This window comes from Paraburkholderia sp. BR14312 (assembly GCF_040948675.1).
Lineage (GTDB): Bacteria > Pseudomonadota > Gammaproteobacteria > Burkholderiales > Burkholderiaceae > Paraburkholderia > Paraburkholderia nodosa_A.
This window is the reverse complement of sequence record NZ_JBFPKI010000008.1, coordinates 370,723-393,945: the sequence shown is the minus strand read 5'-3', so window position 1 is coordinate 393,945 and position 23,223 is coordinate 370,723. Positions and strand designations below refer to the sequence as shown.

19 protein-coding genes are annotated in these 23,223 nt (G+C 65.3%); 9 read left to right on the top strand and 10 right to left on the bottom strand.

What is annotated here, in order from left to right:
• Positions 1-203: 203 nt before the first annotated feature.
• Positions 204-1,394, top strand: coding sequence for an LLM class flavin-dependent oxidoreductase (locus AB3X98_RS24340; protein WP_368605842.1), 1,191 nt, complete (start codon positions 204-206; stop codon positions 1,392-1,394).
• A 43-nt stretch (positions 1,395-1,437) separates the two neighbouring features.
• Here AB3X98_RS24340 and AB3X98_RS24335 read toward each other — a convergent pair whose 3' ends face one another.
• Both AB3X98_RS24335 and AB3X98_RS24330 read right to left on the bottom strand, forming a co-directional pair.
• On the bottom strand, positions 1,438-2,790 hold the full coding sequence (locus AB3X98_RS24335; RefSeq protein WP_368605803.1) for an LLM class flavin-dependent oxidoreductase: 1,353 nt from the start codon (positions 2,788-2,790) through the stop codon (positions 1,438-1,440).
• A gap of 28 nt (positions 2,791-2,818) precedes the next feature.
• Positions 2,819-4,054: an acyl-CoA dehydrogenase family protein gene (locus AB3X98_RS24330; protein ID WP_368605804.1), complete on the bottom strand. Its 1,236-nt coding sequence runs from the start codon at positions 4,052-4,054 to the stop codon at positions 2,819-2,821.
• Positions 4,055-4,378: 324 nt separating this feature from the next.
• Between AB3X98_RS24330 and AB3X98_RS24325 the strand changes: the two genes are divergently transcribed.
• The 4 genes from AB3X98_RS24325 to AB3X98_RS24310 are packed head-to-tail and all read left to right on the top strand — an operon-like array spanning position 4,379 to position 9,405.
• Positions 4,379-5,443 carry an ABC transporter substrate-binding protein gene (locus AB3X98_RS24325; RefSeq protein WP_069268016.1) on the top strand — a complete coding sequence of 355 codons (1,065 nt, stop codon included), beginning with the start codon at positions 4,379-4,381 and terminating at the stop codon, positions 5,441-5,443.
• A 56-nt stretch (positions 5,444-5,499) separates the two neighbouring features.
• Entirely contained in the window at positions 5,500-7,095 is a 1,596-nt protein-coding gene (locus AB3X98_RS24320; RefSeq protein ID WP_368605805.1) for an ABC transporter substrate-binding protein, read from the top strand.
• Between the two features lie 42 nt (positions 7,096-7,137).
• Positions 7,138-8,190, top strand: coding sequence for an aldo/keto reductase (locus AB3X98_RS24315; RefSeq protein ID WP_368605806.1), 1,053 nt, complete (start codon positions 7,138-7,140; stop codon positions 8,188-8,190).
• A gap of 18 nt (positions 8,191-8,208) precedes the next feature.
• Positions 8,209-9,405 (top strand): acyl-CoA dehydrogenase family protein, encoded by a 1,197-nt coding sequence (locus AB3X98_RS24310; RefSeq protein ID WP_368605807.1) that lies wholly within the window; start codon positions 8,209-8,211, stop codon positions 9,403-9,405.
• Positions 9,406-9,461: 56 nt separating this feature from the next.
• On the opposite strand, the gene AB3X98_RS24305 is transcribed toward AB3X98_RS24310, so the two are convergent.
• Positions 9,462-10,424 (bottom strand): sulfonate ABC transporter substrate-binding protein, encoded by a 963-nt coding sequence (locus AB3X98_RS24305; RefSeq protein WP_368605808.1) that lies wholly within the window; start codon positions 10,422-10,424, stop codon positions 9,462-9,464.
• A gap of 216 nt (positions 10,425-10,640) precedes the next feature.
• Here AB3X98_RS24305 and AB3X98_RS24300 point away from each other — a divergent pair, with 216 nt between their 5' ends.
• From AB3X98_RS24300 to AB3X98_RS24285, 4 genes are all read left to right on the top strand, one after another.
• Positions 10,641-11,468, top strand: coding sequence for a MetQ/NlpA family ABC transporter substrate-binding protein (locus AB3X98_RS24300; protein WP_368605843.1), 828 nt, complete (start codon positions 10,641-10,643; stop codon positions 11,466-11,468).
• Between the two features lie 56 nt (positions 11,469-11,524).
• On the top strand, positions 11,525-12,754 hold the full coding sequence (locus AB3X98_RS24295; protein WP_368605809.1) for a porin: 1,230 nt from the start codon (positions 11,525-11,527) through the stop codon (positions 12,752-12,754).
• A gap of 141 nt (positions 12,755-12,895) precedes the next feature.
• Positions 12,896-14,071: a fumarylacetoacetate hydrolase family protein gene (locus tag AB3X98_RS24290; protein ID WP_368605810.1), complete on the top strand. Its 1,176-nt coding sequence runs from the start codon at positions 12,896-12,898 to the stop codon at positions 14,069-14,071.
• Between the two features lie 17 nt (positions 14,072-14,088).
• The gene (locus tag AB3X98_RS24285) at positions 14,089-15,534 is read left to right on the top strand and encodes an aldehyde dehydrogenase (NADP(+)) (RefSeq protein ID WP_368605811.1); all 1,446 of its coding nucleotides are present in this window, start codon (positions 14,089-14,091) and stop codon (positions 15,532-15,534) included.
• An 88-nt stretch (positions 15,535-15,622) separates the two neighbouring features.
• Here the strand turns inward: AB3X98_RS24285 and AB3X98_RS24280 are convergent, their stop codons facing one another.
• From AB3X98_RS24280 to AB3X98_RS24250, 7 genes are all read right to left on the bottom strand, one after another.
• Positions 15,623-16,996 (bottom strand): MFS transporter, encoded by a 1,374-nt coding sequence (locus tag AB3X98_RS24280; RefSeq protein WP_368605812.1) that lies wholly within the window; start codon positions 16,994-16,996, stop codon positions 15,623-15,625.
• Between the two features lie 39 nt (positions 16,997-17,035).
• On the bottom strand, positions 17,036-18,496 hold the full coding sequence (locus AB3X98_RS24275; protein ID WP_069268009.1) for an NAD-dependent succinate-semialdehyde dehydrogenase: 1,461 nt from the start codon (positions 18,494-18,496) through the stop codon (positions 17,036-17,038).
• 78 nt (positions 18,497-18,574) lie between these two features.
• Entirely contained in the window at positions 18,575-19,282 is a 708-nt protein-coding gene (locus AB3X98_RS24270; RefSeq protein WP_368605813.1) for a GntR family transcriptional regulator, read from the bottom strand.
• An 11-nt stretch (positions 19,283-19,293) separates the two neighbouring features.
• The gene (locus tag AB3X98_RS24265; RefSeq protein ID WP_368605814.1) at positions 19,294-20,382 is read right to left on the bottom strand and encodes an ABC transporter ATP-binding protein; all 1,089 of its coding nucleotides are present in this window, start codon (positions 20,380-20,382) and stop codon (positions 19,294-19,296) included.
• A gap of 16 nt (positions 20,383-20,398) precedes the next feature.
• Positions 20,399-21,193, bottom strand: coding sequence for an ABC transporter permease (locus tag AB3X98_RS24260; protein ID WP_368605815.1), 795 nt, complete (start codon positions 21,191-21,193; stop codon positions 20,399-20,401).
• Between the two features lies 1 nt (position 21,194).
• Positions 21,195-22,079 (bottom strand): ABC transporter permease, encoded by an 885-nt coding sequence (locus tag AB3X98_RS24255; protein ID WP_368605816.1) that lies wholly within the window; start codon positions 22,077-22,079, stop codon positions 21,195-21,197.
• Between the two features lie 40 nt (positions 22,080-22,119).
• Complete coding sequence (locus tag AB3X98_RS24250; RefSeq protein ID WP_342946175.1) at positions 22,120-23,151, bottom strand: ABC transporter substrate-binding protein; 1,032 nt, start codon at positions 23,149-23,151, stop codon at positions 22,120-22,122.
• Between the last annotated feature and the right edge of the window lie 72 nt (positions 23,152-23,223).

Here is a 23,223-nt window from a genome sequence, read left to right as displayed (position 1 = left end):
CAACGGCCTCTTCGCGCGCTAACCAAGCGATGCTGCTATCCATATGACCCGCCGCGCCGAAGCAGCAGCGCGACAACGCAATTGGAAAGCAGAAAAGCTTCTTTGTTATTCGCGAGCGGCACGTGTTTAATCAATGGATCGACCAATCGACTAGCACGGCGCCCCGCGCCGCAACGACCTCCAAGGTGTCTGTCTTGAGCGAAATTCCCGTGGCCGAGCCGCGCACTTCCTCCGTGGCGTCGACGCCCTTCGTGCCTGTAGCCTCCCCCGCCGCCTTCTCCGATAGTCCCGTGGCGCGTGCATTCGCGCAGCCGCTCATGCTGGGGCTGTTCCTGCCGGTCCAGGCTGGCGGCTGGAGCGCATCGACGCTGCCGCGCGGTACGGACTGGTCGTTCGACTACAACGCCGCGCTCGTGCAGAAGTGCGAAGCGCTCGGATTCGATCTCGTTTTCGCCCTGTCGCAATGGCTGCCGAAAGGCGGCTATGGCGGCGTGTTCGACGGCCATGCGCTCGACTCGTTCATGACGCTGGCGGCGCTGACCGCGCGCACCGAACGCATCATCCTGGCCGCCACGACCCATGTGCTCTACGGGCCGTGGCACCCGCTGCATTTCGCGAAGTTCACGGCTACACTCGACCACATCTCGCGCGGACGCTGGGGCGTCAACGTGGTGACGGGGCACCGCGCCGTCGAACACGAAATGTTTGGCTGGAACCGCATCGAGCACGACCGGCGCTATGAGATGGCGGCCGAATTTCTCGACGCCGTGCAGCAGTTGTGGGCGCAACCGGACAACTTCAGTTTCGAGCCTGAAATTTCGAGCTGGCGCCTGCAAGGCGCGTACGTCACGCCCAAGCCGCGCTATGGGCGCCCGCTGCTCATCAACGCGACGGGCTCCGACGCGGGGATCGACTTCTCCGCGCGCTACTCCGACGTGGTGTTCATCACGAGCCCGGCGGGACCGCAGATCGATCGCGCGCTGGAAGCGCTGCCCGCGCACACCGCGCGCGTGAAGGCCGCGGCGCGCGCGTATGGGCGCGAGGTGCGCACGCTCATCAACCCGATGGTGATCTGCCGCGAGACGTCCGCCGAGGCACGCGCCTATCACGATGCCATCGTCGCACATGCCGACGAGGGAAGTTTTCACCGTTTCGACAGCGACGCACATGCCTGGCGCGGCGGTTTCGAAGATCGTGCGAAGGCCGCCTCACGCGCGGTGGGCGGCAACATCGCGATCGTGGGCTCGCCTGAAGAGGTGGCCGACAAGATCATCGAGCTTCACGCAGCAGGCGTCGACGGCGTGCAACTGAGCTTTTACGATTTTCAGCCCGACCTCGACTTTTTTGGCGAACGCGTGCTGCCTTTGCTGCGCGAGGCCGGCCTGCGCCGCTGAGCGGCATACTCGCGGCGCCCGAAGCGCGCCGGCGAGCCCCACGTCAGACGCGCTGAAGCTCCTCGCCAATCGCCGCCACGCCCACGGCAGGCCGCTCGAGCCCCAGATGCGAGCGCAAGGTATTGCCTTCGTATTCGGTTCGAAAGAGCCCACGCCGTTGCAGGATCGGCACTACGCCTTCAACGAACGCCTCCAGCCCGTCCGGCAGCGCGTCCGGCATGAGGTTGAAGCCGTCGGCGGCCTCGCCCTTGAACCAGTGCTCGATATCGTTGGCGATCTGCTCAGGTGTGCCGACGATCACGCGATGACCGCCGCCGCCCGCGAGCGCGCGGATCAACTCGCGCACCGTATGGCCGCCACGCCGCGCCTCGGCGATCGTGGCCTGAAAGAACGTGTGATTGCCGTTGCCGCCGTTGGGTAGCGCGAGGTCCTCCGGCAGGCGCGCATCGAGGTCGAGCTGATCGGGCGACAGGCCCAGCGTGCCGGCCAGGCGCGTGAGACTGTAGCGCCACGGAATCTGCTCGACGAGTTCGTCGCGCCGCCGCAGCGCCTCGGCCTCGGTCGCGCCGATGATCGTCGTGAGGCCCGCGAGCACCTTCACACCCTGCGGGCGCCCGTATGCTGCGGCGCGCGCATTGAGGTCGCGCCGGTACGCCACCGATTCCTCGAACGACTGCGAAGCGGAGAATACGGCCTCGGCATGACGCGCCGCGAGATCGCGGCCATCCCCCGACCCACCGGCCTGCACGAGCACAGGATGACCTTGCGGCGTACGCGGAAGATTAAGCGGCCCCTGCACCCTGAAAAAGCGCCCTTCGTGCGCAACGGGCCGCACCTTCGTCACGTCGATGAAACGGCCGCTCGCCTTGTCGCCGATAAAGGCGTCGTCGTCCCAGCTGTCCCAGAGGGCCTTGACGAGTTCCGTGAACTCCGCGGCCCGCGCATAGCGCTGTGCGTGATCGGGCACCGTAGCGTGGCCGAAATTGCGCGCCGACGGCAAATCGGCCGTCGTCACGACGTTCCAGCCCGCACGGCCACGGCTGACATGATCGAGCGTGGCGAAGCGACGCGCGATGTTGTACGGCTCGTTGTAGCTCGTGGAAGCCGTGCCAATCACGCCGATGAGCGTGGTCGCCGCCGCAATGCTGGCGAGCAGTACCGTGGGCTCGAGCGCCGTGATCGGACGGAAGTCGATCTGGTCGATGATCGCCGCGTTGTCGGCAAGAAAGACCGCATCGAATTTCGCGCGTTCAGCGAGTTGCGCGACCCGCACATAGTGCGCTACGTCCACGAATGCGCGGGGATCGGCATCGGCGAGACGCCACGCCGATGGCACGAAGCCCGAATGCAGGATATTGACGTTCAGATGCAGGCGGCGCGACGAAATTCGGCTCATTCTTTGGACACTCCCTCGATCGTGGGTTTCAAAAAACGCGGCCTTCGGTGAGATGGGTCGTCACGCCGTTCAGGGCATAGTCGCCCACGACGCGCGCTTTGTGCAGCAGCGGGTTGTGACTGAAGATCGTGCGCAGGTTGCGCCAGTGCCGGTCGAAATTGTGCGCGCGCGAAGTGGCCGAAGCTCCCCCGGCTTCGAACAGGCGCTCGGCGGCTTCGAGCGCCAGCTTGCTCACCACGAGTTGCGTGCGCGCCGTCGCGAGCGCGCCTTCCAGCACGAGCTGATCCGCGTCCGGCGCACCCGCGCGGATCGCCTGCGCCGATCGATCGAGCGTGCGGGCGTTCTCGCGCACCAGCGCGTCGATCGCATGGCTGTGCGCGGAGAGCGTGCCGACGACCTGCTGAATGAAGGCATCCTCGCGTGCGGAGGGCGCCGTGCTGTGCAGTACGGGGCGCCCATGCTCCACCACGTAGCGCTTCGCATCCGCGACCACGTTGCGAACGATGCCGGCGGCCACCGCCACCAGGTGGAGTTGCCGCAGCGCGCCGCCATGACGGCCGGCGAGCGTGGCCAAGCCGCGTTCGGTGATTTCGTCCGCACGCACCAGCAGGTTCTCGAACACGAGACTGCCGCTCGCCGTCATGCGCTGCCCCATGCCGTCCCAGTCGTCGAGCACCGTGAGTCCTTCGCGCCGCACCGGCACGATCGCCACCACCGGTTGCCCCTCGTCGTTCAGCACGCTCAGGCGCGCGTAGTCGGAAAAGGCCGTGCCGGTCGAATAGTATTTGCGGCCGTCGAGCCGGTAATGCTCGCCGTCGCGCCGGAGCGCCGTGGTGTATTCGCCCGGACGCGCCGTCCCCAGTTCGGTCGAGGCGCCGCCGAAAATCGCGCCGTCGACCACGCGCTGGATCTGCAGATCGTTGAACGGCGTGCGAGCCGACAGCAGCAGCGCTTCGGTCTGGTCGTAGTGAATCCGCAGCGCGTGGGCGAGATTGCTGTCGGCCGCGGCCAGCGTGGCGATCACGTCGAATTCGTCCACGAGCGAGCCACCCAGGCCGCCCCATTCGACGGGCAGCCGGAGGCGTCCCAGCCCCGAGCGCCGGAATGCGTCGAAGCCCTCGAAAGGCAATTCGCGACGCCCTTCGCGCGCAGCCGCCTCTTTGCCGATTTCATTCGCGAGCGCAGGCAAGTCGGCGAGCGCGTCCTGCAACGACAGACTGGCCGCGCGAGCGCGCACCGGAAGTTGAGTAGGAAGAGCGGACATTGAGTTTTCCTTTTTGTCAGGCCCGCGAATTGTTTGATTCCCGGGCGGCCACGGGGCGTCTTGCCAAAAGGAAAAGTATAGGGAGCGCATTGCCCGCGACTAACCACGGAATTCGCATTTTGTTATTCGCATCTCTGCGTTGGCCGGCGGTTCGCGCAATCGGGCAGCACGGGGTTGCGGCCAAAGTAAATCACTTCCGCGCACGAACCTATTTCACGATTCGTTCTTTGACCTCGCCGCAAGCGCCTGCCGATAATCGATTGTTCCATGCCGCCCGCGCACAGATCGTGCGCAATGCGCCTTGTTCGCCACCGAGGAATCTTGATGACGCTGCTCTGGTACACCCGTTGCCCTGCGCCGACGCCATTCGGCATTGCCGCCCAGCAAGGATTGCTGCAGGAAGAATTCGCTGCCGACGGCATCGAAGTGAAGGCATTGCAGGACGCCGACGACCCGGCCATTCGCCGCTCGCACTTCACGCATACGCAGCCGTGGTCGTTTCGCCAGGGCGGCAACATACCGGCGCTATGGGCGCGGGCGCAAGGCAGCGATACGCGGCTCATCGGTTTGAGCTGGGTCGATGAGTTTCAGGCGCTCATCACGCTCGATTCGCACCTCACGCCCACGCGCGCTTCGCTCGCGGGGCGTCGCTTCGGATTACCGATCAATGCCGCCGCTGGCGTCGTCGATTTCCATCGTGCCACGGCTTTGCGTGGCTTTCATACGCTGCTCGAAGCCATCGGCGTCTCGTCAGCCGAGGTCGAACTCGTGGATCTGCCGCATGCACCCCGTGGCCTCGCCCACGCAAAACCGGACGACTCGGCACCGCTCGGCGAATGGCTCGATGCGCAGCGCGCTCACGAGTTCTCCCGCGAGGCGGCGGCGCTGCTGCGCGGCGAGGCCGACGTAGTGTTCGTCAAGGGTGCGACGGGCCTCGATATCGCCAACGTGCTCGGCGCGCGCGTGCTGGTCGACATCAGCGCGCATCCCGATCGGCGGGCGCACGCCAACAACGGTACGCCGCGCCCGCTCACGGTCGATGCGCAACTGCTGCGCGAACGCCCCGATCTCGTCGAACGCGTGCTGGTTCGCACGCTCGACGCGGCCGCGTGGGCTGGCGCGCATCCCGGCGAAGTCACGCGCTATGTCGCCCGCGAAGTGCGCAGCGCCGAGCACTGGGTGACACGCGCGTATGGCGCGGGCCTGCACCGGCAACTCGCGATCGGACTCGATGCCGCAGCGCTCGACGCGCTCGCGCACTTCAAGCGCTTTCTCTTTGAGCAGGGCTTTATCGCGGACGATTTCGACTTCGCGCAATGGGTCGATCCGGCGCCGCTCGAGGCGGCGCTGGCCCGCCGCGCGGAGCGCGCCGGCGTGCTCGCAGGCTAACCAAAGCGGCGCTGCCTGCCAGCGTCCATTTCCTCCTATCGTCTGTTGCCGAACCGATGATCGCTCACCTCCTGCGCACGGCGCCACGCCGTGTCGTTCTCATGCTCCTCGTCATGGCGAGCGTGGCCGCTCACGTTGCCGCGCACGCGCAAACGCGCGGCGGCACGCTCAATTTCGTGGTGACGCCGGAGCCTACCGCGCTCGTGGATGTCGCAACGACGGCAGTGAATGTCCTCAAGGTCAGCCCGAAAGTGATTGAAGGCTTGCTCGACTACGACTTCGATCTGAAGCCCAAGCCGCTGCTCGCCACCTCATGGGAGATCGAGGACGGCGGCCGCCGCTATGTGTTTCATCTGCGGCACGGCGTGAAATGGCACGACGGCGCGCCGTTTACCTCGGCCGACGTTGCATGGTCGATCGAAACGCTGCGCCGCGTGCATCCGCGAGCGCGCACCACCTTCGCGAACGTCACCGCGATCGCCACGCCGGACCCCTATACGGTCGTGCTGACGCTCAGCGAGCCCACGCCATGGCTGATACGCGCGTTCTCGGCTTCGGAAACGCCGATCCTGCCGAAGCACCTCTACGAAGGCAAGGACGTGCTCGCGAATCCGGCCAACAACGCGCCGATCGGCACCGGACCGTTTCGCTTCGTCAAGTGGGTGCGCGGCAGCTACATCGAATATGCGCGCAATGACGACTACTGGACCGCCGGCAAGCCGTATCTGGACCGCATCATCGTGAAGATCATCGCCGACCCCGCCGCGCGCGCGGTGGCGTTCGAGGACGGCTCGGTCGATCTCGGCGGCGATACGCCCGTGCCGCTCGCCGACCTCGACCGCCTCAAGGCGAATCCGAAGCTCGGCATCGAGACACGCGGCTACGAGTTTCAGGCGGGCGTGGCGCGCATCGAGTTCAATCTCGACAATCCGGTGCTCAAGTCCTTGAAGGTGCGTCAGGCGATTGCCTCGGCGATCGATCGCGAAGTGATCCGCAGGGTCATCTACTACGGCTACGCGACGCCCACCGCGAGCCCGCTGATGCCGTCGAACCCCTACTATGACGCGGCACCCGCGCCCTACCCGTTCGACATCGCGCGCGCCAACCGTCTGCTCGACGAGGCCGGTTATCCGCGCAAGGCGGACGGCACACGCTTTGCGCTCACGCTCGACCCGCTGCCCATCGGCGACCTGCCCGCCCGCACGGGCGAATACATCAAGTCGGCGCTCGCCCGCGTGGGGATCGCTGTGGCGATCCGCAATCAGGATCTCGCGGCGTATTTGAAGCGCGTCTATACCGACCGGCAATTCGATTTCACCGTGAATGGCATGAGCAATCTGTTCGATCCGGTGGTGGGCGTGGCGCGTTTGTACACGACCGACAACTTTCGCCGCGGCGTGCCCTTCACCAACGGCTCGCACTACAGCAACCCGCAAGTCGACGGCCTGCTTGCGCAGGCTGCGCGGGAAAGCGATGAAACGAAGCGCAAGCAGCAGTTCGTGCAGATCCAGCGCATTCTGGAGCACGATCTGCCGGACCTGAATCTCGTGTCGCCGCAGTGGGTGACGCTCGCCTCGAAGCGTGTGCACGACCACGCCATTTCACCCGACGGCACGGCCGCGAGTTTCGCCGATGTCTGGCTGTCGCGGTGAGCGCGCTCACGTCGCACTGTTTGAATGACTCAAGGAAAATCCATGGACTACCGGCAACTGGGCCATAGCGGCCTGAAAATATCCACGCTGACGCTCGGCACGATGATGTTCGGCGGACCAACCGACGACGCCACGGCCGAACGCATCATCGAAGCCGCGCAGGAGCAAGGCGTGAATTCGATCGATACCGCCGACGTCTACCACCAGGGCGAGTCGGAGCGCGTGGTGGGCCGGCATATCGCGCGACAACGCGACCGCTGGGTGCTCGCCACGAAGTTCGGCAACCCCGTTGGCAACCCGCGCGAGATCAACGCGGCCGGCGCGTCGCGCAAGCACGTGATCCGCGCGGTCGAAGCGAGTCTCGGGCGGCTCGATACCGATTATCTGGACCTCGTGTATCTGCATCGCGAGGACCACCACACACCAGTCGAGGAAACCGTGCGTGCGCTGGGCGATCTGATCGTGGCAGGCAAACTGAGACACTACGGGCTGTCGAATCATCGCGCCTGGCGCATTGCCGAGTTCAGCCGCGTGGCCGATCTGCTGGGCGTGCCGCGGCCCGTTGCGAGCCAGCCGCTCTACAACCTGGCCAATCGCCAGGTCGAGGCGGAGCAGTTGAGCGCCGCCTGGCACTATGGACTTGGCGTGATCTCATACAGCCCGCTCGCGCGTGGCGTGCTGACCGGCAAGTACGAGCCCGGTGCCCAGCCCGGAGCCGACACGCGCGCGGGACGGCAAGACCGCCGCCTGAGCGAGACCGAATGGCGCGCCGAAACGATCGAGCTTGCGCGCCGCGTAGAGGCGCATGCAAAGGAGCGCAGCCTCACCGCCGCGCAATTCGCGCTGGCCTGGGTGCTCAATAGCCGCTATATCACTTCGGCGATCGCTGGACCGCGCACCGAAGCGCAATGGCGCGACTATCTGCCCGCGCTACAGTATCGTCTCGATGAGGATGACGAAGCATTTGTCGATTCGCTCGTGGCAAGCGGCCATCCCTCGACACCGGGGTTCAACGACCCCGGTCACCCGTTCTTCGGACGCCTCGTGCGCCATGGCACCACGCAAGACCTGCGTGCGCCGGGCGGCGAACGCTAATTGCCCAGGGAGAGCACCGTGAACGCATTCACTCCGGACGCCGCGCTCGCGCGCGACGAGGACCAGGCCGCCGCGCTGATCGAGCGCGCGGCGCTGCTCGGCCGCGCGTTTGCCGCCCTGGCCGACGAGCATGACCGCAATGCCACTGCGCCGCTCGAGCAGTTCCGCGCATTGCGCGAAGCGGGCCTGCTGCGCGCGAATATTGCCCGCAGCGACGGTGGCTTCGGCGCGGGGCTCGCGGTGGCGCGTGCGATCGTCGCCGAAATCGCCTATGGCGATCCATCGGTCGCGCTCATTCTCTCGATGCACTACAGCCAGCACGCCATGATCGTGCACGACGCGCGCGAGCAAACGGGAAACTGGCCCGCAGCGCTCGCGCAGCGCCTCACGCGGGCGAGCGTGGAAGGCCGCGCGCTCGTCAACGCGGCCCAGGTCGAGCCCGCGCTCGGTTCGCCCTCGCACGGCGGCCTGCCAGACACGCTCGCGCGCCGCGAAGGCGCCTCGTGGCGCATCACGGGACACAAACTCTATGTCACGGGCGCACCCCTGCTCACGTGGATCAACGTGCTTGCACGCACCGACGAACCCGAGCCGCGTCTAGGCCATTTTCTCGTCCCCCGCGAGGCGGCGGGCGTGCGCATCGTAGAGACCTGGGACCCGCTCGGCATGCGGGCGAGCGCAAGCCACGACGTGGTGTTCACGGACGTGGCGATTGCCGTCGACGATGTCGTCGGCTTGAGACCGGCCCATCTCGGCGTGCAGCGCGATCCGCACGCCACGGCGTGGTACTTCAGTCTGGTCGGAACGGTCTACGACGGCGCGGCGCGTGCCGCGCGCGACTGGCTGCTTGCTTTCCTCACCGGGCGCAAGCCTGCCGCGCTAGGCGGGGCGGCGCTCGCCACCGTTCCCATCGTGCAGGAAAGCATGGGACGCATCGAGATGCTGCTGGCGAGCAACGACTGGCTGCTGCGCACCCATGCCGACGCGATCGACGCAGGTACGGCGCCCGCAGAGTTGTCCGCCGTCGTCAAACATAACGTGGTGGACAATGCGATTCAGGCCGTGGATATGGCGCTCGAACTCGCGGGCAATCATGGGATCGCGCGGCACAATCCGCTCGAGCGCCATCACCGCAACGTGCAGTGCGCGCGCATTCACGCGCCGTCCAACAGCTTGTTGCGTACCATGGCGGCGCGCCGCGCGCTGGGCTTGTGAGCTGTGAGAAAGCCCCGGCGCGCGGGAGCGGCCGGGGCTGATGAAAAATCGTCACGCTAAACGATGCCTGGCGCTGCCGCTTCGAGCACGTTCACGCGCTTCGGAATCAGCTTGAGGTCGAAGAAGGTATTGGCGATCTGCTGCTGCTCGGCGAGGATGGCTTTCGTGATCGGCCCCGTGCCGAACTGCGCGCGCCCGATCGCCTCGCTGACCACGTCGTTCGGCAAGCCCCATACTTGCGCAAGCTGCGTGGCGAGCGCGGCCCGGTTGGCCTGCCCCCACTGATCGATCTGGCTCAATTCGTCGATGAGGATCTTGATGACATCCGGGTTCTGTTTTGCGTAGCTGAGCGACGAAAAATAGTAGGCGCGGTTGCCGACCACGCCGCTCGCATCGGCGAGAATGCGCGCATCGAGGGTCTTCTGCGCGGCGGCGAGAAACGGATCCCAGATTACCCACGCATCGATGGCGCCGCGCTCGAACGCCGCGCGCGCGTCCGCGGGCGCCAGGAACACGACTTTCACGTCGCCATACTGAATGTTGTGCGCCTGCAGCAGCTTGACGAGGAAATAATGGACGTTGCTGCCGCGATTGAGCGCGATGGTCTTGCCCTTGAGATCAGTCACGCTGCGAATGGCCGAGGCGTGCGGCACGAGCACCGCTTCCGCCTGCGGCCGCGGCACCGTGGCCGCGACATAAGCGAGCGGCGCACCGGCCGCCTGCGCGAAGATGGGCGGCGCCTCGCCCACGTCGCCGAAGTCGATCGAGCCTACGTTCAGGGCTTCGAGTTGCACCGGGCCTGCATCGAACTCTGTCCATGTGACCGCGACGCCGAGGGGAGCAAGCCGTTTCTCCAGCGTTCCGCGTCCTTTCAGCAGACTCAGATAACCTTTCTGATTGCCTACGCGCAACGTACGCGATGCGCTGGCCGCGCGCGCGGGAAGCGCGCCGAGCACTGGCAACGCGGCGAGCGCAGCGGCTCCGGCTGAGATTCGAATGAAGTTGCGGCGTGCGTTCATGCGTGGCTGCCTCGGCAATAGATAGAAAGAAGCCAATGTTATAAGCCGCGCGGCAGCGTGAAAACCATCGAATCCTGCGCTTCTAATTCCCGCTAAAGATAACCGCGGCGCCTCGTAATCCCTGCGCGTGGCCGATATGTAAATCTCGATTAAATATTGGCCGTCCGCAAAGGGCCCAACCATAATCGGCCTTTCCAAACCATCAAGTCACACATCATGCGACATCGATTAGTTATCCAAACGTTACTCTCCACTATCACGCTGTTTGCGCTGCCATCGCCGGCTGCCCACGCCGCCGAAACTGCCGCGCACGTGTTGCGAGTCGGCTTTGTTCCCGGACCGTATGCCGACGAATTCCGGGAAGGCGTCGAGCCACAACTCAAGCGCAAGGGTTACACCATCCAGTACGTGAACTTCAGCACTGGGCTTGAAGCGAACCAGGCTGTGTGGCACGGCGAAATCGCCGCCGACGTGATGCAGCACAGCGTCTATCTGAAGGCATACAACGACCGGAACGGCACCGACCTTGTCAGCGTCGTGCAAGTGCCGACGCCCCCCATGGGCCTCTACTCGACCCGCCACCATTCGCTCTCCGAGGTGAAGGCCGGCGCAACGATCGCTGTGCCAAACGACCCCGTCAACCTCGAACGCGCGCTCAAGATTCTTCAAGAGATTGGCTGGATCCGCATTCGCGAGAATCCCAATCCCGTGGATGTTTCGGAGCGTGACGTGGTCGCCAATCCCGCCGGCATTCGCATCGTCCCGCTCGAAACCGCACAGGCGCCGCGTGCGCTCGAAGACGTCGATTTCGCAGCCATCCAGGGCAACTTCGCCATTTCCAGCGGGCACCGTCTGACCGAAGCACTGGCACTCGAGCAAATGCGCTCACCTTACGTGAATCAAGTGGTCGTCAAATCGGCGAACCGTAATTCGCAGGAAACGGCCGATATCGTCGCGGCCTATCGTTCAGATGAATTCCGCGCGGCAATCCTGCGCAACCCGACCTACCGGGGCTATCGCCTGCCCGACTACTTCCCGCATTAACTCTTTCGATGTTTCCGATGCCTTAGCCTCGACCACGGCTTGACAAGCCCACAAACATGAAAAAAACACTTCTCGCGCTCACTACCATCGCACTGTCGCCCGTCGCCGCCTATGCCCAAAGCAGCGTGACGCTCTACGGGATCGTCACGGGCAACGTGACGTACACGAACAACGTTCAGACGGCGGCAACGCCTGCCGGTGGCAAGCCCACAGGCGGCGGGCAGGTCGCCCAGTTCGACAGCGGCACCTCGGGCCCGAGTTCGAGCCGCTGGGGCCTGAAAGGCATCGAAGATCTGGGCGGCAGCGTGAAGACGCTGTTCGTGCTCGAAAGCGGCTTCAGCGTCAGCAATGGCACGCTCGGCCAGGGCGGCACCCTGTTCGGCCGTCAGGCCTGGATCGGGGTCACCGCGCCCAACTACGGTACCGCATCGCTCGGGCGTCAGTCGGACGTCGCGGTGGATTATGTGTCGCCGCTGCTCTATGCCTGGTACTTCGGCAACCTCGCGATCCATCCGGCCGACTATGACAATCTGAATTTCACGCATCGCATCAACAACGCGATCAAGTACAGTTCGGACTCCTTTGGAGGATTCCGGTTCGGCGCGCTGTACAGCCTAGGCGGAGTAGCCGGCAACTTCACGCAGAATCAGTATTGGTCCGCGGGCTTCAGCTATACCGGGCCGAGCGTTGCCGTCGCGGCATCGATCATCAACGCGCGCAATCCGAACACTTCGCTCTATGGCACCAATGCGAATGCGAGTGCCACCGGCAACAATCTCGGCTCCGCCGGGTCCGCCACGACGCCGGCATCGAACCCGTCCATCTCGGGATTCGCGTCCGCCCGCACGCAACAGACGGTCGCCGTGGCCTCGACCTGGACGATCGGCTCCGCCATCCTGGGCCTCGCCTGGTCGAACACGCAATACCGCGATCTCGGCGCCACTGCCGCGCTGAACACGCAGAACTACCATGGCACGGCCTCGTTCAATACGGTGGGCGCGAGCGTGCGCTACCAGGTCACGCCCTTCCTGCGCGTCGGCACCTCGTTCGATTACACGAACGGCGGCAACCTGAACGGTACGGGCGGCGCGCGCTACGAGCAGTGGAATCTGGGCACCGGCTACTCGCTCTCGAAAGCCACCGAGCTGTATGTGACGGCCGCCTACCAGCATGCGAGCGGGGTCGATTCGTGGGGCCGCCAGGCAGTCGCGGACATCGGCTATCTCTCGCCCTCGACAACCTCGAACCAGGTTGCGGTGTCGGCCGGCATCAAGCACCTGTTCTAACCCGCATTACGGGCCGCCGCCCGGTCGATTCGACCGGGGCGCCCTATCGTCCAGCCAGTTGGACAAAGAGGCGTTCCTTTGGACGCGCACGCGCATCCGCCCTACGATGCGTGTCGCCACGCTCAATCCGGAACGCCCGCCATGTCCTCAACATCCGCTTATCTCCCGCACGATCTCGATAGCGCGCTGCTCGTCGGCCGTGTCTGGCGGCCCACGCCGGAGGGTGACGGGCCGTGCGTCGTCGTGGTGCGCGGCGGCATGGTCTTCGATATTTCGCAGGTGGCCCCCACCACGGCCGACCTGTTCGAATACGACGATCTGCTCGATGTCGTGCGGCATACGCCAGGCGAGCCGCTGGGCACGGCCGAGGCCCTGCTCGAACACAGCTTCGCGGGCGATCGCCCCGCAGATCGCCCCTGGCTGCTCGCGCCCTGTGATCTGCAGGCCATCAAGGCGTGTGGCGTGACGTTCGCCGTGAGTCTTCTGGAACGCGTGATCGAAGAACAGGCCGGTGGCGATCCCGCCAAAGCCCAGGACGTGCGCACCGAAATCACGAAGCTGATCGGCGCCGATCTTTCGAAAATCAAGCCCGGGTCCGAGGCCGCGATCAAGCTGAAGGAAGAACTTCAGCGCCGTGGTGCGTGGTCGCAATACATGGAAGTCGGTATTGGGCCGGACGCCGAGGTGTTCTCGAAGTCCCAGCCGATGTCCTCCGTGGGCTTCGGCGCCGATATCGGCCTGCATCCCGCCTCGGCGTGGAATAACCCCGAGCCCGAGGTCGTGCTCGCGGTCAACAGCCGCGGCGAGGTGGTCGGGGCGACGCTCGGCAACGACGTCAATCTGCGCGACATCGAAGGCCGCTCGGCCCTGCTGCTCGGCAAATGCAAGGACAACAACGGCTCGTGCGCGATCGGACCGTTCATTCGTCTGTTCGATGAAGGTTTCACGCTCGACACGGTTCGTACCACCAGCGTCTCGCTTCGCGTGGAAGGCGCCGACGACAACTTCCTGCTCGAAGGCGTGAGCCACATGCAGGAAATCAGCCGCGATCCGCTCGACCTCGTTTCGCAGGCATGGGGCCGCCACCATCAGTATCCGGACGGTTTCATGCTGTTCCTCGGCACGATGTTCTCGCCGATCAAGGACCGCGACGCGCCCGGCGGCGGCTTCACGCATCACCTTGGCGACCGGGTCACGATCAGCGCGCCGCCGCTTGGCGCCATCGTCAACACCGTGCGCCTTTGCACCGAAATCGAACCGTGGACGTTCGGCGTGCGCGCCCTTTATACCAATCTCGCCGAGCGCGGTCTTTTTTAATCTGGAGTGAATTCGTAATGCAGACAGAAAACAACGCGTCTTTCGCGCGTATCGACGAAGCCGCCGCGCTCGCGCGTGAAGCACAGGCCCTTTACGGCGCGGCTTCGCGTGTCGTGCGCAGCGCCCTGCTGCGCGGCCTCGCCGACGCGCTCGAACGCGACGCCGCGCAGCTCGTCGCCATTGCGGACGAAGAAACGTCGCTTGGCGCCGCGCGTTTGAATGGCGAACTCGCGCGCACCGCGTTTCAACTGCGCGGCTTTGCCGAGCGCGTGGAAGCAGGCATCGCCAATCGCCACGTCGACGACGCGGCCGTTCCCGGCGCGCCGCCAGCAGGCCGCCCGCACCTCACGCGCGTGCAACTGCCGCTCGGGCCGGTGGCCATGTTCTCGGCGAGCAATTTCCCGTTTGCGTTCTCGGTGCTCGGCGGCGATACGGCCTCGGCGCTCGCCGCGGGTTGCACGGTGATCGTCAAGCCGCACTCGGGCCATCCCGAACTGTCGCGCCGCGTGCATGCGCTCGCCGCGCGTGTGCTGCGCGAACAAGGCCTGCCCGAAGGCGTGATTGCGTTCGTCGATCAGGCGTCGCGCGAAGCGGCCGTGCATCTCGTCGGTCACGCCGATGTCGCGGCGGTGGCGTTCACGGGTTCGTATCAGGGCGGCGTGGCCCTGTGGCGCGCGGCCAATGCGCGTCGCCGGCCGATTCCGTTTTATGGGGAACTCGGCTCGATCAATCCGCTCGTCGTGCTGCCGCAAGCCCTTGCGGAAGGCGTCGATACGCCCGCCGCCACCCTCGCCGCTTCGATCACGATGGGCTGCGGCCAGTTCTGCACGAGCCCCGGGTTGATCGTCGTGCGCGACGACGCCGACGGCGAGCGCTTCGCACAGGCGCTGGCGCAAGCGTTGTCCGCGCAAAAGCCGCATGCCATGCTCACGTCCGCCATGCGCCGCGGCTTCGAAAGCGCCGCTGCGCATATCGCGAGCCAGGCGGGCGTGCGCGTGCGTCTCGCTGCACCGGCAGACGACGAGCAATCCGCAGCGCCCGCGCCGCGTCTGTTCGAAACCGACGCGCAGACGTTCATCGCCAACGTAGCGCTGCACGAAGAGATGTTCGGTCCGGCCGCGCTGATCGTGAAGGTGCGTGACGAAGCGCAGACGCTCGACGTGCTCGCCGCGGTCGAAGGTTCGCTCACGGTCACGCTGTGGGGCGCGCAAGCCGATACGCCGGAAAATCGTGCGCTCGCAGTCGCTGCGCAACGTATCGCAGGTCGCGTGCTGTTCGGCGGCGTGCCGACGGGCGTTGCCGTGTGCGATGCGCAGCAGCATGGCGGCCCGTGGCCCGCTTCGACGCAGCCGCAAACCACCTCGGTCGGTTATGCGGCCATCGAGCGCTTCCTGCGCCCCGTTGCGTTGCAGGATGCGCCGCAATGGGCGATTGCCGCGACGAGCGGAACGGCGTCGGCATAAGGCAAGGCGTAACACGCACGATTGAAGCGGTAGAAAAGCGGAGACTGGATATGGAATCCGGTCTCCGCTTTTCAATTTCAGCATCGAGTTACACGCTATCTGCAACCTGCCTGGGAACGGCAAGCACGGCAAACGCCGCTGCGAGGCCCGCGCCCGCAAATGCGTAGAAATTCCACGGCAGCGGCGCGCCCGCCTGTGCCAGCGCGCCGCCGATCAGCGGCCCGGCGATTGCGCCGAAACGCCCTATTCCCAGCGCCCAGCCAATGCCCGTCGCCCGGTTGCGGGGCGGATAGTAGCGTGTGATATACGCGCCAAGCAGCATCGTGTTGCCGATCGTGCCTACCCCGGCAATGCCCACGAGCACATAGGTTTGCAGCGTGCCATGGGCGAACGGTAACGCGCACAGGCTGGCTGCGGCGAGCAGATAAAGCACGCTGACCACGCACTTCGAACCCAGGCGGTCGGCCACCGCGCCACCAAGCAGCGAGCCCAAAGCCGCGGTCGAATTGAGTACCACCAGCAATGCGAGGCTCGATCCGAGCGGGAAACCGGCCTTGCGCATGAGTTGCGGCAGCCAGGTGCTCAGGCCGTAGAGCAGGAGCAAGCCCATGAACATCGCGATCCAGAACGCCAGGGTGGCGCGCACATTGGATGCGTCGAAGAGCGCGCGAATCGGCGCGGCTTTTTCAGCATTCATAGCGTGCACGGCCCGCGCCCCGGTTTCGTTCTCTAGCGCCGAATGTCGAATGCCGAGCGCTTGTGCAACGCCGCGTGCCTCTGCGATGCGGTTTCTCGCCAGCAGGAACTCCAGCGACTCCGGCAAATGGCGCGCCGTGAGCGCCACGAGGATGAGCGGCGCGGCGCCCACACCGAACAGCAACCGCCAGCCGTGCGTCGGCAACCAGTTCATCGCGAGCAGCGCGACCAGAATGCCGCCCAGCGAATATCCCGTGTAAATCAAGGCATAGTTGAAAGAACGGCGCCCAGGCGGCGAGTATTCGACCGTGAGCGCCGCCGCGGTCGGCACGACGCCGCCAAGCCCGAGTCCGCCCACGATCCGCGCGACGACGAACCAGGCTGGCGTGGGCGCGAGCGCGGCGGCCGCCATCATCGCGGAGAAAAGCGCCGCACTGCCGAGCAGCATGCGGCGCCGGCCGATCATGTCGCTGAGCGTGCCCGCACCCATGGCGCCGATCATCATGCCCGCCAGCGAGCAGCTTGCGATCGCGCCGAGTTGCAGCGCCGACAAGGACCAGTCGGTGCCATGCGTGAGCATGGGCAGCACCGCCCCGTAAATCGCGACGTCATAGCCTTCGGCAAGGATCATCGCAAGGCAGATCGCGACGACTCGCACCGTCACGCGAGTGGGTATCGCAACGGAAGCGGGATCGAAGCGGTAGTCCGCTTCGCTTTGCGCGCGTTCCAGCGCGACCTCGGCGCTGCTTGATGACGACGTATTCATGGCGGCGTGTCCCCATTCTTTTTTGTGTGAATCCGGCGATCAAACCGCCATGCACAGGTACTTGATGACGAGATAGTCATCGATGCCGTAGTGCGACCCCTCCCGGCCCAGACCCGATTGCTTGACGCCGCCGAACGGCGCGACCTCGTTCGAGATCAATCCGGTATTGATGCCCACCATGCCGTATTCGAGTTGCTCGGCCACGCGCCAGATACGGCCGATATCGCGGCTGTAGAAGTAGGCGGCGAGGCCGAACTCCGTGTCGTTGGCGAGCTTCACCACTTCTTCGTCGCTCGAGAAACGGAACAGCGGCGCGAGCGGGCCGAACGTCTCTTCTCTCGCTACATCCATTTGCGCGGTGACGCCGGTCAGCACCGTGGGCTCGAAGAAGCCGTAGCCGAGCGTGTGGCGCTTGCCGCCCGTGGCGAGCGTCGCGCCTTTGTCCACTGCATCGGCGATATGCGCTTCGACCTTTCTGACCGCTGCCTCGTTGATGAGCGGTCCGAGCGTGACGCCGCCCTCCGTACCGTGCCCGACCTTCAGCCCCTTAACGGCTGTCGCGAGCTTCGCGGCGAACGCGTCGTACACGCGCTCATGCACGTAGAAGCGATTCGTACAGACGCACGTTTGCCCGTTGTTGCGGTACTTCGAGGCGATGGCGCCTTCCACCGCGGCATCGAGATCCGCGTCGTCGAACACGATGAACGGCGCGTTGCCGCCGAGTTCGAGCGTCACCTTCTTCACTGTGGGCGCGCTTTGCGCCATCAGCAATCTCCCGACGCCCGTCGAACCGGTAAACGACAGCTTGCGAACCACGGGACTGCTGGTCATCGCGCCGCCAATCGCCTTGGGATCGCCAGTGACGACGTTGAGCACGCCTCTGGGCACGCCGGCCCGCTCCGCCAGCACCGCCAATGCGAGCGCGGAGAACGGCGTGGCTTCTGCAGGTTTCACGACGATCGGGCAGCCTGCCGCGAGCGCCGGGCCCACCTTGCGGGTAATCATGGCCGTGGGGAAATTCCACGGCGTGATGGCGGCGCAAACGCCGATCGGCTCCTTGATGACAACGAGCCGCTTGTCCGAAGCGGGCGTCGCTAGCGTGTCGCCCGCCACGCGTTTGCCTTCCTCGGCGAACCACTCGATGAACGACGCGCCGTAGGCGATCTCGCCTTTCGCTTCCGCGAGCGGCTTGCCCTGTTCCGCGGTCAGGATCAGCGCGAGATCGTCGGCGTGCTCGATCATCAGGTCGTACCAGCGGCGCATGACTGCCGCACGCTCCTTGGCCGTGCGCACGCGCCACGCCGGCCACGCGGCATTGGCCGCCTCGATGGCTCGCGTCGTTTCGGCTTCTCCCATCAAAGGCACGCTGCCGAGCGACGCGCCCGTCGCCGGGTCGAACACGTCGAAGCTCGCGCCCGAGTCGGCCTTGCACCATTGCCCATCGATATAGGCTTGATGGCGCAACAGCGCCGCGTCTTTCAACAGGGTCTTCAATTCCACGTGACTTTCCTTCGATGCATAAAAAGTTGATGGCCCACTCAGGCAGAGCACGCCAATAGTCAGTACAGCCAGGCTGCGTTATCCTGCCTGGCGCCACGACGCGTGCTCGTGCCCCTCCGCCAGCAGCTGGCGCGCAATCTCGGCCACTCTGTCCACGTGCGCGATCGCGGCCTCGCGTGCGCCGGCCGCGTTGCCGGCTTGAATGGCGCTCAGGATGCGGTGCATTTCATCGACGGCCTGGCGGCCGCGGTCATCGGAAGCGATTGTCAGGGCTCGCAAGCGGTTGATGCGCGCCGTCAACGACTGCACGATCTCCCAGGCCACGCGCTTTTGCCCGGCAATGAACATGCGCTCGTAGAAGGCCGTGGTGAGTGCTCGCACGGCCTGATGGTCCTGCGCTTCGAAGGCCGCCTGAATCCGGTCGATGAAGCCGGCGAGATCCGCGACGATGCCCTCGTCAGCATGCTGCGCGCACGCCATGGCGGCTTCGCCTTCAAGGAGGGCGCGTATTTCGTAGATCTCCGCCGCCGTCTCGAAGTCGAGCACGGCGACGATCGGCCCCTGGTTCGGAATCGAGTCGACGAGACCCTCCGTTTCCAGATGCCGCAAAACTTCCCGCACAACGGTGCGGCTCACGCCGAGAATTTCGCACAGCGAGCGCTCGACCAGCCGCTCGCCTGGATGAAAGTGCGCCTCCAGAATGGCCGTGCGCATTTTTTCGAGCGCGAGTTCCCGCAAGGTGGCCGTGGGGCGTTCGACCCGCAGCGATGGCAGTGCGTCACTCATGACAGCCGCCATCACGCTTGCGCGAACAGGCGCACGTCGCGCGCGTCCCAGTCGACGAGCGCCTGCGTGCCGATCATGATCCCGCCGTCGTGGCGATGCGCCGCCGGCATGCGAATCGAGATCTCCTGCTGCCAGGGCGTGGCTACCGCGTAGTGCATGGCGTCGCCGAGATAGGTGACGTCGCGCACCGTTACGGGCAAGCCTGTCGTGCCGTTTGCGACTTGCAGCGAGCTGAGGCGCATCTGCTCCGGGCGGATCATCAGCGTGCCGTCGTCGCCGGCGGCGAGTGACGGATTGAACGCGTCCGATGCGATTTCATGGCCATTCGGGAACACGCCGTTCATGCGGCCTTCGCTGGTCTTCGTCACCTTCACGGGCAGGAAATTCGAATTGCCGATGAAGCTCGCAACAAAGCGCGAAGCCGGGTTCGCGTAAAGCTCCTCGCCCGTGCCGACCTGCTCGATGCGGCCTTTGTTGAACACCGCGATGCGGTCGGAGAGGCGCAGCGCTTCTTCCTGGTCGTGCGTGACGTAGAGAATCGTCACGCCCGTCTCCTGGTGAATGCGGCGCAATTCGAGCTGGATTTCCTCGCGCAGCTTCTTGTCGAGCGCCGAGAGCGGTTCGTCCATCAGCAGCACGGGCGGATCGTAGGCCAGTGCGCGCGCAATCGCCACGCGTTGCTGTTGCCCGCCCGAGAGCTGTGCGGGCATGCGGTCGCGGCACTCGGAAAGATGCACGAGCTTGAGCATCTTTTCCACTTTCGCCTTGACCTCGGCTTCGGGGCGGCGGCGCACGCGCAGCGGAAACGCCACGTTCTCGCCCACCGTGAGATGCGGAAAGAGCGTATAGCGCTGAAACACCATGCCGATGTTGCGCTTGTTGGGCGCCACCGCCAGCAGCGGTTTGCCGTCGAGCAGCACGCGCCCTTCCGTGGGCTCCTGAAAGCCCGCGACGATATAGAGCGTCGTGCTCTTGCCCGACCCCGACGGTCCGAGGAAGGTCATGAATTCGCCCTTGCGCACATCGAGCGACACCTGGTCGATGGCGACGACGTCGTCGTAGGTCTTGCGCAGGCGCTGGATTTGCAGGAAAGCAGTCATGGCTTGTTCACCTCGATTAGCGGCCGCGGCGCACGAGAGCGCCCGCCAGCATCAATAACGTTGTCAACGCGACGAGCAGCGAAGACGCCGCTGCAACGACGGGCGTCAGGTCCTGGCGCAGCGTGGACCAGATCCGCACGGGCAGCGTCTGCAGCGTCGGGCTCGACATGAAGATCGACACGACCACCTCGTCCCACGATGCGAGGAACGAAAAGATCGCCGCGGCGTAGAGCCCGAGCCGGATGGCCGGCAGCGTGACCTTCAGCTTCACCATCAGCGGTGAGGCGCCGCAAATGAGCGCAGCGTCCTCCAGCGACGTGTCGAAGCTCGCGAGCGAATTGCTGATCGAGATGATCGAGAACGGCAAGGCGATGATGAGGTGGCCGATCACGAAACCCGTCATCGTGCCGTTCATGCCGATGCGCAGGAAGAACGCATAGAGCGCGACGGCGAGGACCACGACCGGCAGCACCATCGGCGTGATGAAGAAGGCCTGCACCGCGCCGCGCCCGCGAAACTTGCCGCGTACGAGCGCAAGCGAAGCGAGAAAACCGATGGCGACGGAAAGCACCGTGACGATCACGGCGAGCTTCGCGCTCGTGAGCAGCGAGTCGATCCAGCCCGCATCGGTGAAGAGCTGCCGGTACCATTCGAGCGTCCAGCCCGGCGCTGGAAAGATGAGCCACTGCGAGTCGCCGAACGACAGCGCGACGATAAAGACAATGGGCAGCAGGAGAAAGAGCGCGACGGCTCCGCCCACGGCCAGCAACATCCAGCGCAACGCGCCCAGGCGATCGAAATCGAGCAACATGTCAGCGCCCTCCGAGACTTGCGCGCGCGTTGCGCGTAAAGCGCAGTTGCAGCGCATAGAGCGAGAGCGTCACGGCGAGCAGCACGAATGCGGCGGCGCCGGCGAGGCCCCAGTTCAAGAGTTCCTGCACGAGCTGCGCAATGAGTTCCGCGAGCATCATGTACGAGGGTCCGCCCAGCAGCGCGGGCGTGACGAAGTAGCCCAGCGCCATCACGAACACCATGAGCGCGCCCGAGGCGACGCCCGGCATGGCGAGCGGCACGAGAATGCGCCAGAAGGCCTGCCAGCGGCTCGCACCGCACACGGCGGCGGCGCGCAGCGTCGAAGGGTCGATGCTGCGCAGCGTGGCGTGCAGCGGCATCACGAGAAACGGCAGCATGATGTAGGTCATGCCGATCGTGACTCCCGTCAAGTTGTTGACGAGCGAGAGCGGCTCATGGATCACGCCGATCGCCATCAGCATGCGGTTGATCGGCCCCGTTTCCTGCAACAGCACCATCCACGCGAAGGTCCGTGCGAGCAGGTTGGTCCACATCGACAGCAGCAGGATCGCGAAGAACACGGCGCTGACCTTGCGCGGCGCGATGGCGAGCAGCCACGCCATCGGAAAGCCGACGAGCAGCGTGACGAGCGTCACGACCGTTGCCACGAGGAACGTATTGCCGAACACGCGCAAATACGTGGTCGAGCCGAGCAACTGCTGGTAGTTGTGCAGACCCGGCGTCGGCTCCAGCACGCTGCGCAGCAGCAGCGAGAGCACCGGCAGCAGGAAGAAGATCACGAGCAGCAGCATGGCGGGCGCCAGCAGCCGCATGCTGCGCCAGTCGCGCCGTTTGCGCGTGGCCGCCGCGGCCGGGTGCGCGACGGTACTCAATACGTTAGGCATGGTGTTTCCTTTTGAACCGGTTCGCGACGACGGGACTCGCTTACTTCGATTGCCACGCGTACCAGCGCTTCGCAATCGCATCGCGGTTCTCGGCCCAGTACTTCATGTCGAGATTGATCTGCGATGCCTTGTACTGATCGGGCAGCGTCTTCGCCATGGCCGGCGACATCAGCGCGGCCGACTTCACGTTGATCGGCGCGTAGCCGGTATCGGCCGCGAATTTGGCCTGGGCCTGCGGGCTCGTCGCTGCGGCGAGATACTTCATCGCCGCGTCGCGGTGCTTCGCGCCCTTCGGGATCACGAGCATGTCGGCGGCGGTGAGGTTCTGGTCCCACGAAATGCCGACGGGCACGCCGGTTTGCGCGAGCGCGTGCAGGCGGCCGTTCCAGAACATGCCGATCGGCGCCTCGCCCGATGCGAGCAGCTGCTGCGACTGCGCGCCGCCGCTCCACCACACGATGTCGCTCTTGATCGTGTCGAGCTTCTTGAACGCGCGGTCGAGGTCGAGCGGATAGAGCTTGTTGGGCGGCACGCCGTCGGCGAGCAGCGCGATTTCGAGCACGCCCGGCGCCGACCACTTATAGAACGTGCGCTTGCCCGGGAAGCGCTTGGTGTCGAACAGGTCGGCCCAGGCTTGCGGCTGCGCGCCCGTGTATTTCGCCTTGTTGTAGCCGAGCACGAACGAGTAATAGAAGCTGCCCACCGCGGCCTGCGACGCGAAGCGCGGGTCCAGCTCGTCTTTTTTCACCACCGAATAGTCGATCGGCTCGATCAGTCCGGCCTTCTGCGCGGCATAGGCGAAGTCGCCCTCCACGTCCACGACGTCCCAGCTCACGTTGCCGCTGTCGACCATCGCCTTGAGCTTGCCGTAGTCGGTCGGGCCGTCCATCAGCACGGTGATGCCGCTCGCCTGCGTGAACGGCTGCGCCCAATCCTTCTGTTGCGACGATTGCGTGGTGCCGCCCCAGCTCGTGAAGACGATGGGGTCCGCGGCCAGTGCCGGTGCTGCGGCGAGTGTCGCTGCGCACGCAATGAACATCGGCGCGATAAACGAGGTGCTTCTGCTGCTCATGGCTATCTCCGGGGATACGGTTGGTTGTCGCTTCGTCAGGCCGGCTGCGGGAAGACCCGTCGGCTTCTTCAT

Bases quoted from the DNA above. Each gene is read 5' to 3' on its own strand.
- AB3X98_RS24335 (WP_368605803.1), bottom strand. From the start codon at position 2,790: ATGAGCCGAATTTCGTCGCGCCGCCTGCATCTGAACGTCAATATCCTG.
- AB3X98_RS24330 (WP_368605804.1), bottom strand. From the start codon at position 4,054: ATGTCCGCTCTTCCTACTCAACTTCCGGTGCGCGCTCGCGCGGCCAGT.
- AB3X98_RS24325 (WP_069268016.1), top strand. From the start codon at position 4,379: ATGACGCTGCTCTGGTACACCCGTTGCCCTGCGCCGACGCCATTCGGC.
- AB3X98_RS24320 (WP_368605805.1), top strand. From the start codon at position 5,500: ATGATCGCTCACCTCCTGCGCACGGCGCCACGCCGTGTCGTTCTCATG.
- AB3X98_RS24315 (WP_368605806.1), top strand. From the start codon at position 7,138: ATGGACTACCGGCAACTGGGCCATAGCGGCCTGAAAATATCCACGCTG.
- AB3X98_RS24305 (WP_368605808.1), bottom strand. From the start codon at position 10,424: ATGAACGCACGCCGCAACTTCATTCGAATCTCAGCCGGAGCCGCTGCG.
- AB3X98_RS24300 (WP_368605843.1), top strand. From the start codon at position 10,641: ATGCGACATCGATTAGTTATCCAAACGTTACTCTCCACTATCACGCTG.
- AB3X98_RS24295 (WP_368605809.1), top strand. From the start codon at position 11,525: ATGAAAAAAACACTTCTCGCGCTCACTACCATCGCACTGTCGCCCGTC.
- AB3X98_RS24290 (WP_368605810.1), top strand. From the start codon at position 12,896: ATGTCCTCAACATCCGCTTATCTCCCGCACGATCTCGATAGCGCGCTG.
- AB3X98_RS24285 (WP_368605811.1), top strand. From the start codon at position 14,089: ATGCAGACAGAAAACAACGCGTCTTTCGCGCGTATCGACGAAGCCGCC.
- AB3X98_RS24280 (WP_368605812.1), bottom strand. From the start codon at position 16,996: ATGAATACGTCGTCATCAAGCAGCGCCGAGGTCGCGCTGGAACGCGCG.
- AB3X98_RS24270 (WP_368605813.1), bottom strand. From the start codon at position 19,282: ATGAGTGACGCACTGCCATCGCTGCGGGTCGAACGCCCCACGGCCACC.
- AB3X98_RS24265 (WP_368605814.1), bottom strand. From the start codon at position 20,382: ATGACTGCTTTCCTGCAAATCCAGCGCCTGCGCAAGACCTACGACGAC.
- AB3X98_RS24260 (WP_368605815.1), bottom strand. From the start codon at position 21,193: ATGTTGCTCGATTTCGATCGCCTGGGCGCGTTGCGCTGGATGTTGCTG.
- AB3X98_RS24255 (WP_368605816.1), bottom strand. From the start codon at position 22,079: ATGCCTAACGTATTGAGTACCGTCGCGCACCCGGCCGCGGCGGCCACG.
- AB3X98_RS24250 (WP_342946175.1), bottom strand. From the start codon at position 23,151: ATGAGCAGCAGAAGCACCTCGTTTATCGCGCCGATGTTCATTGCGTGC.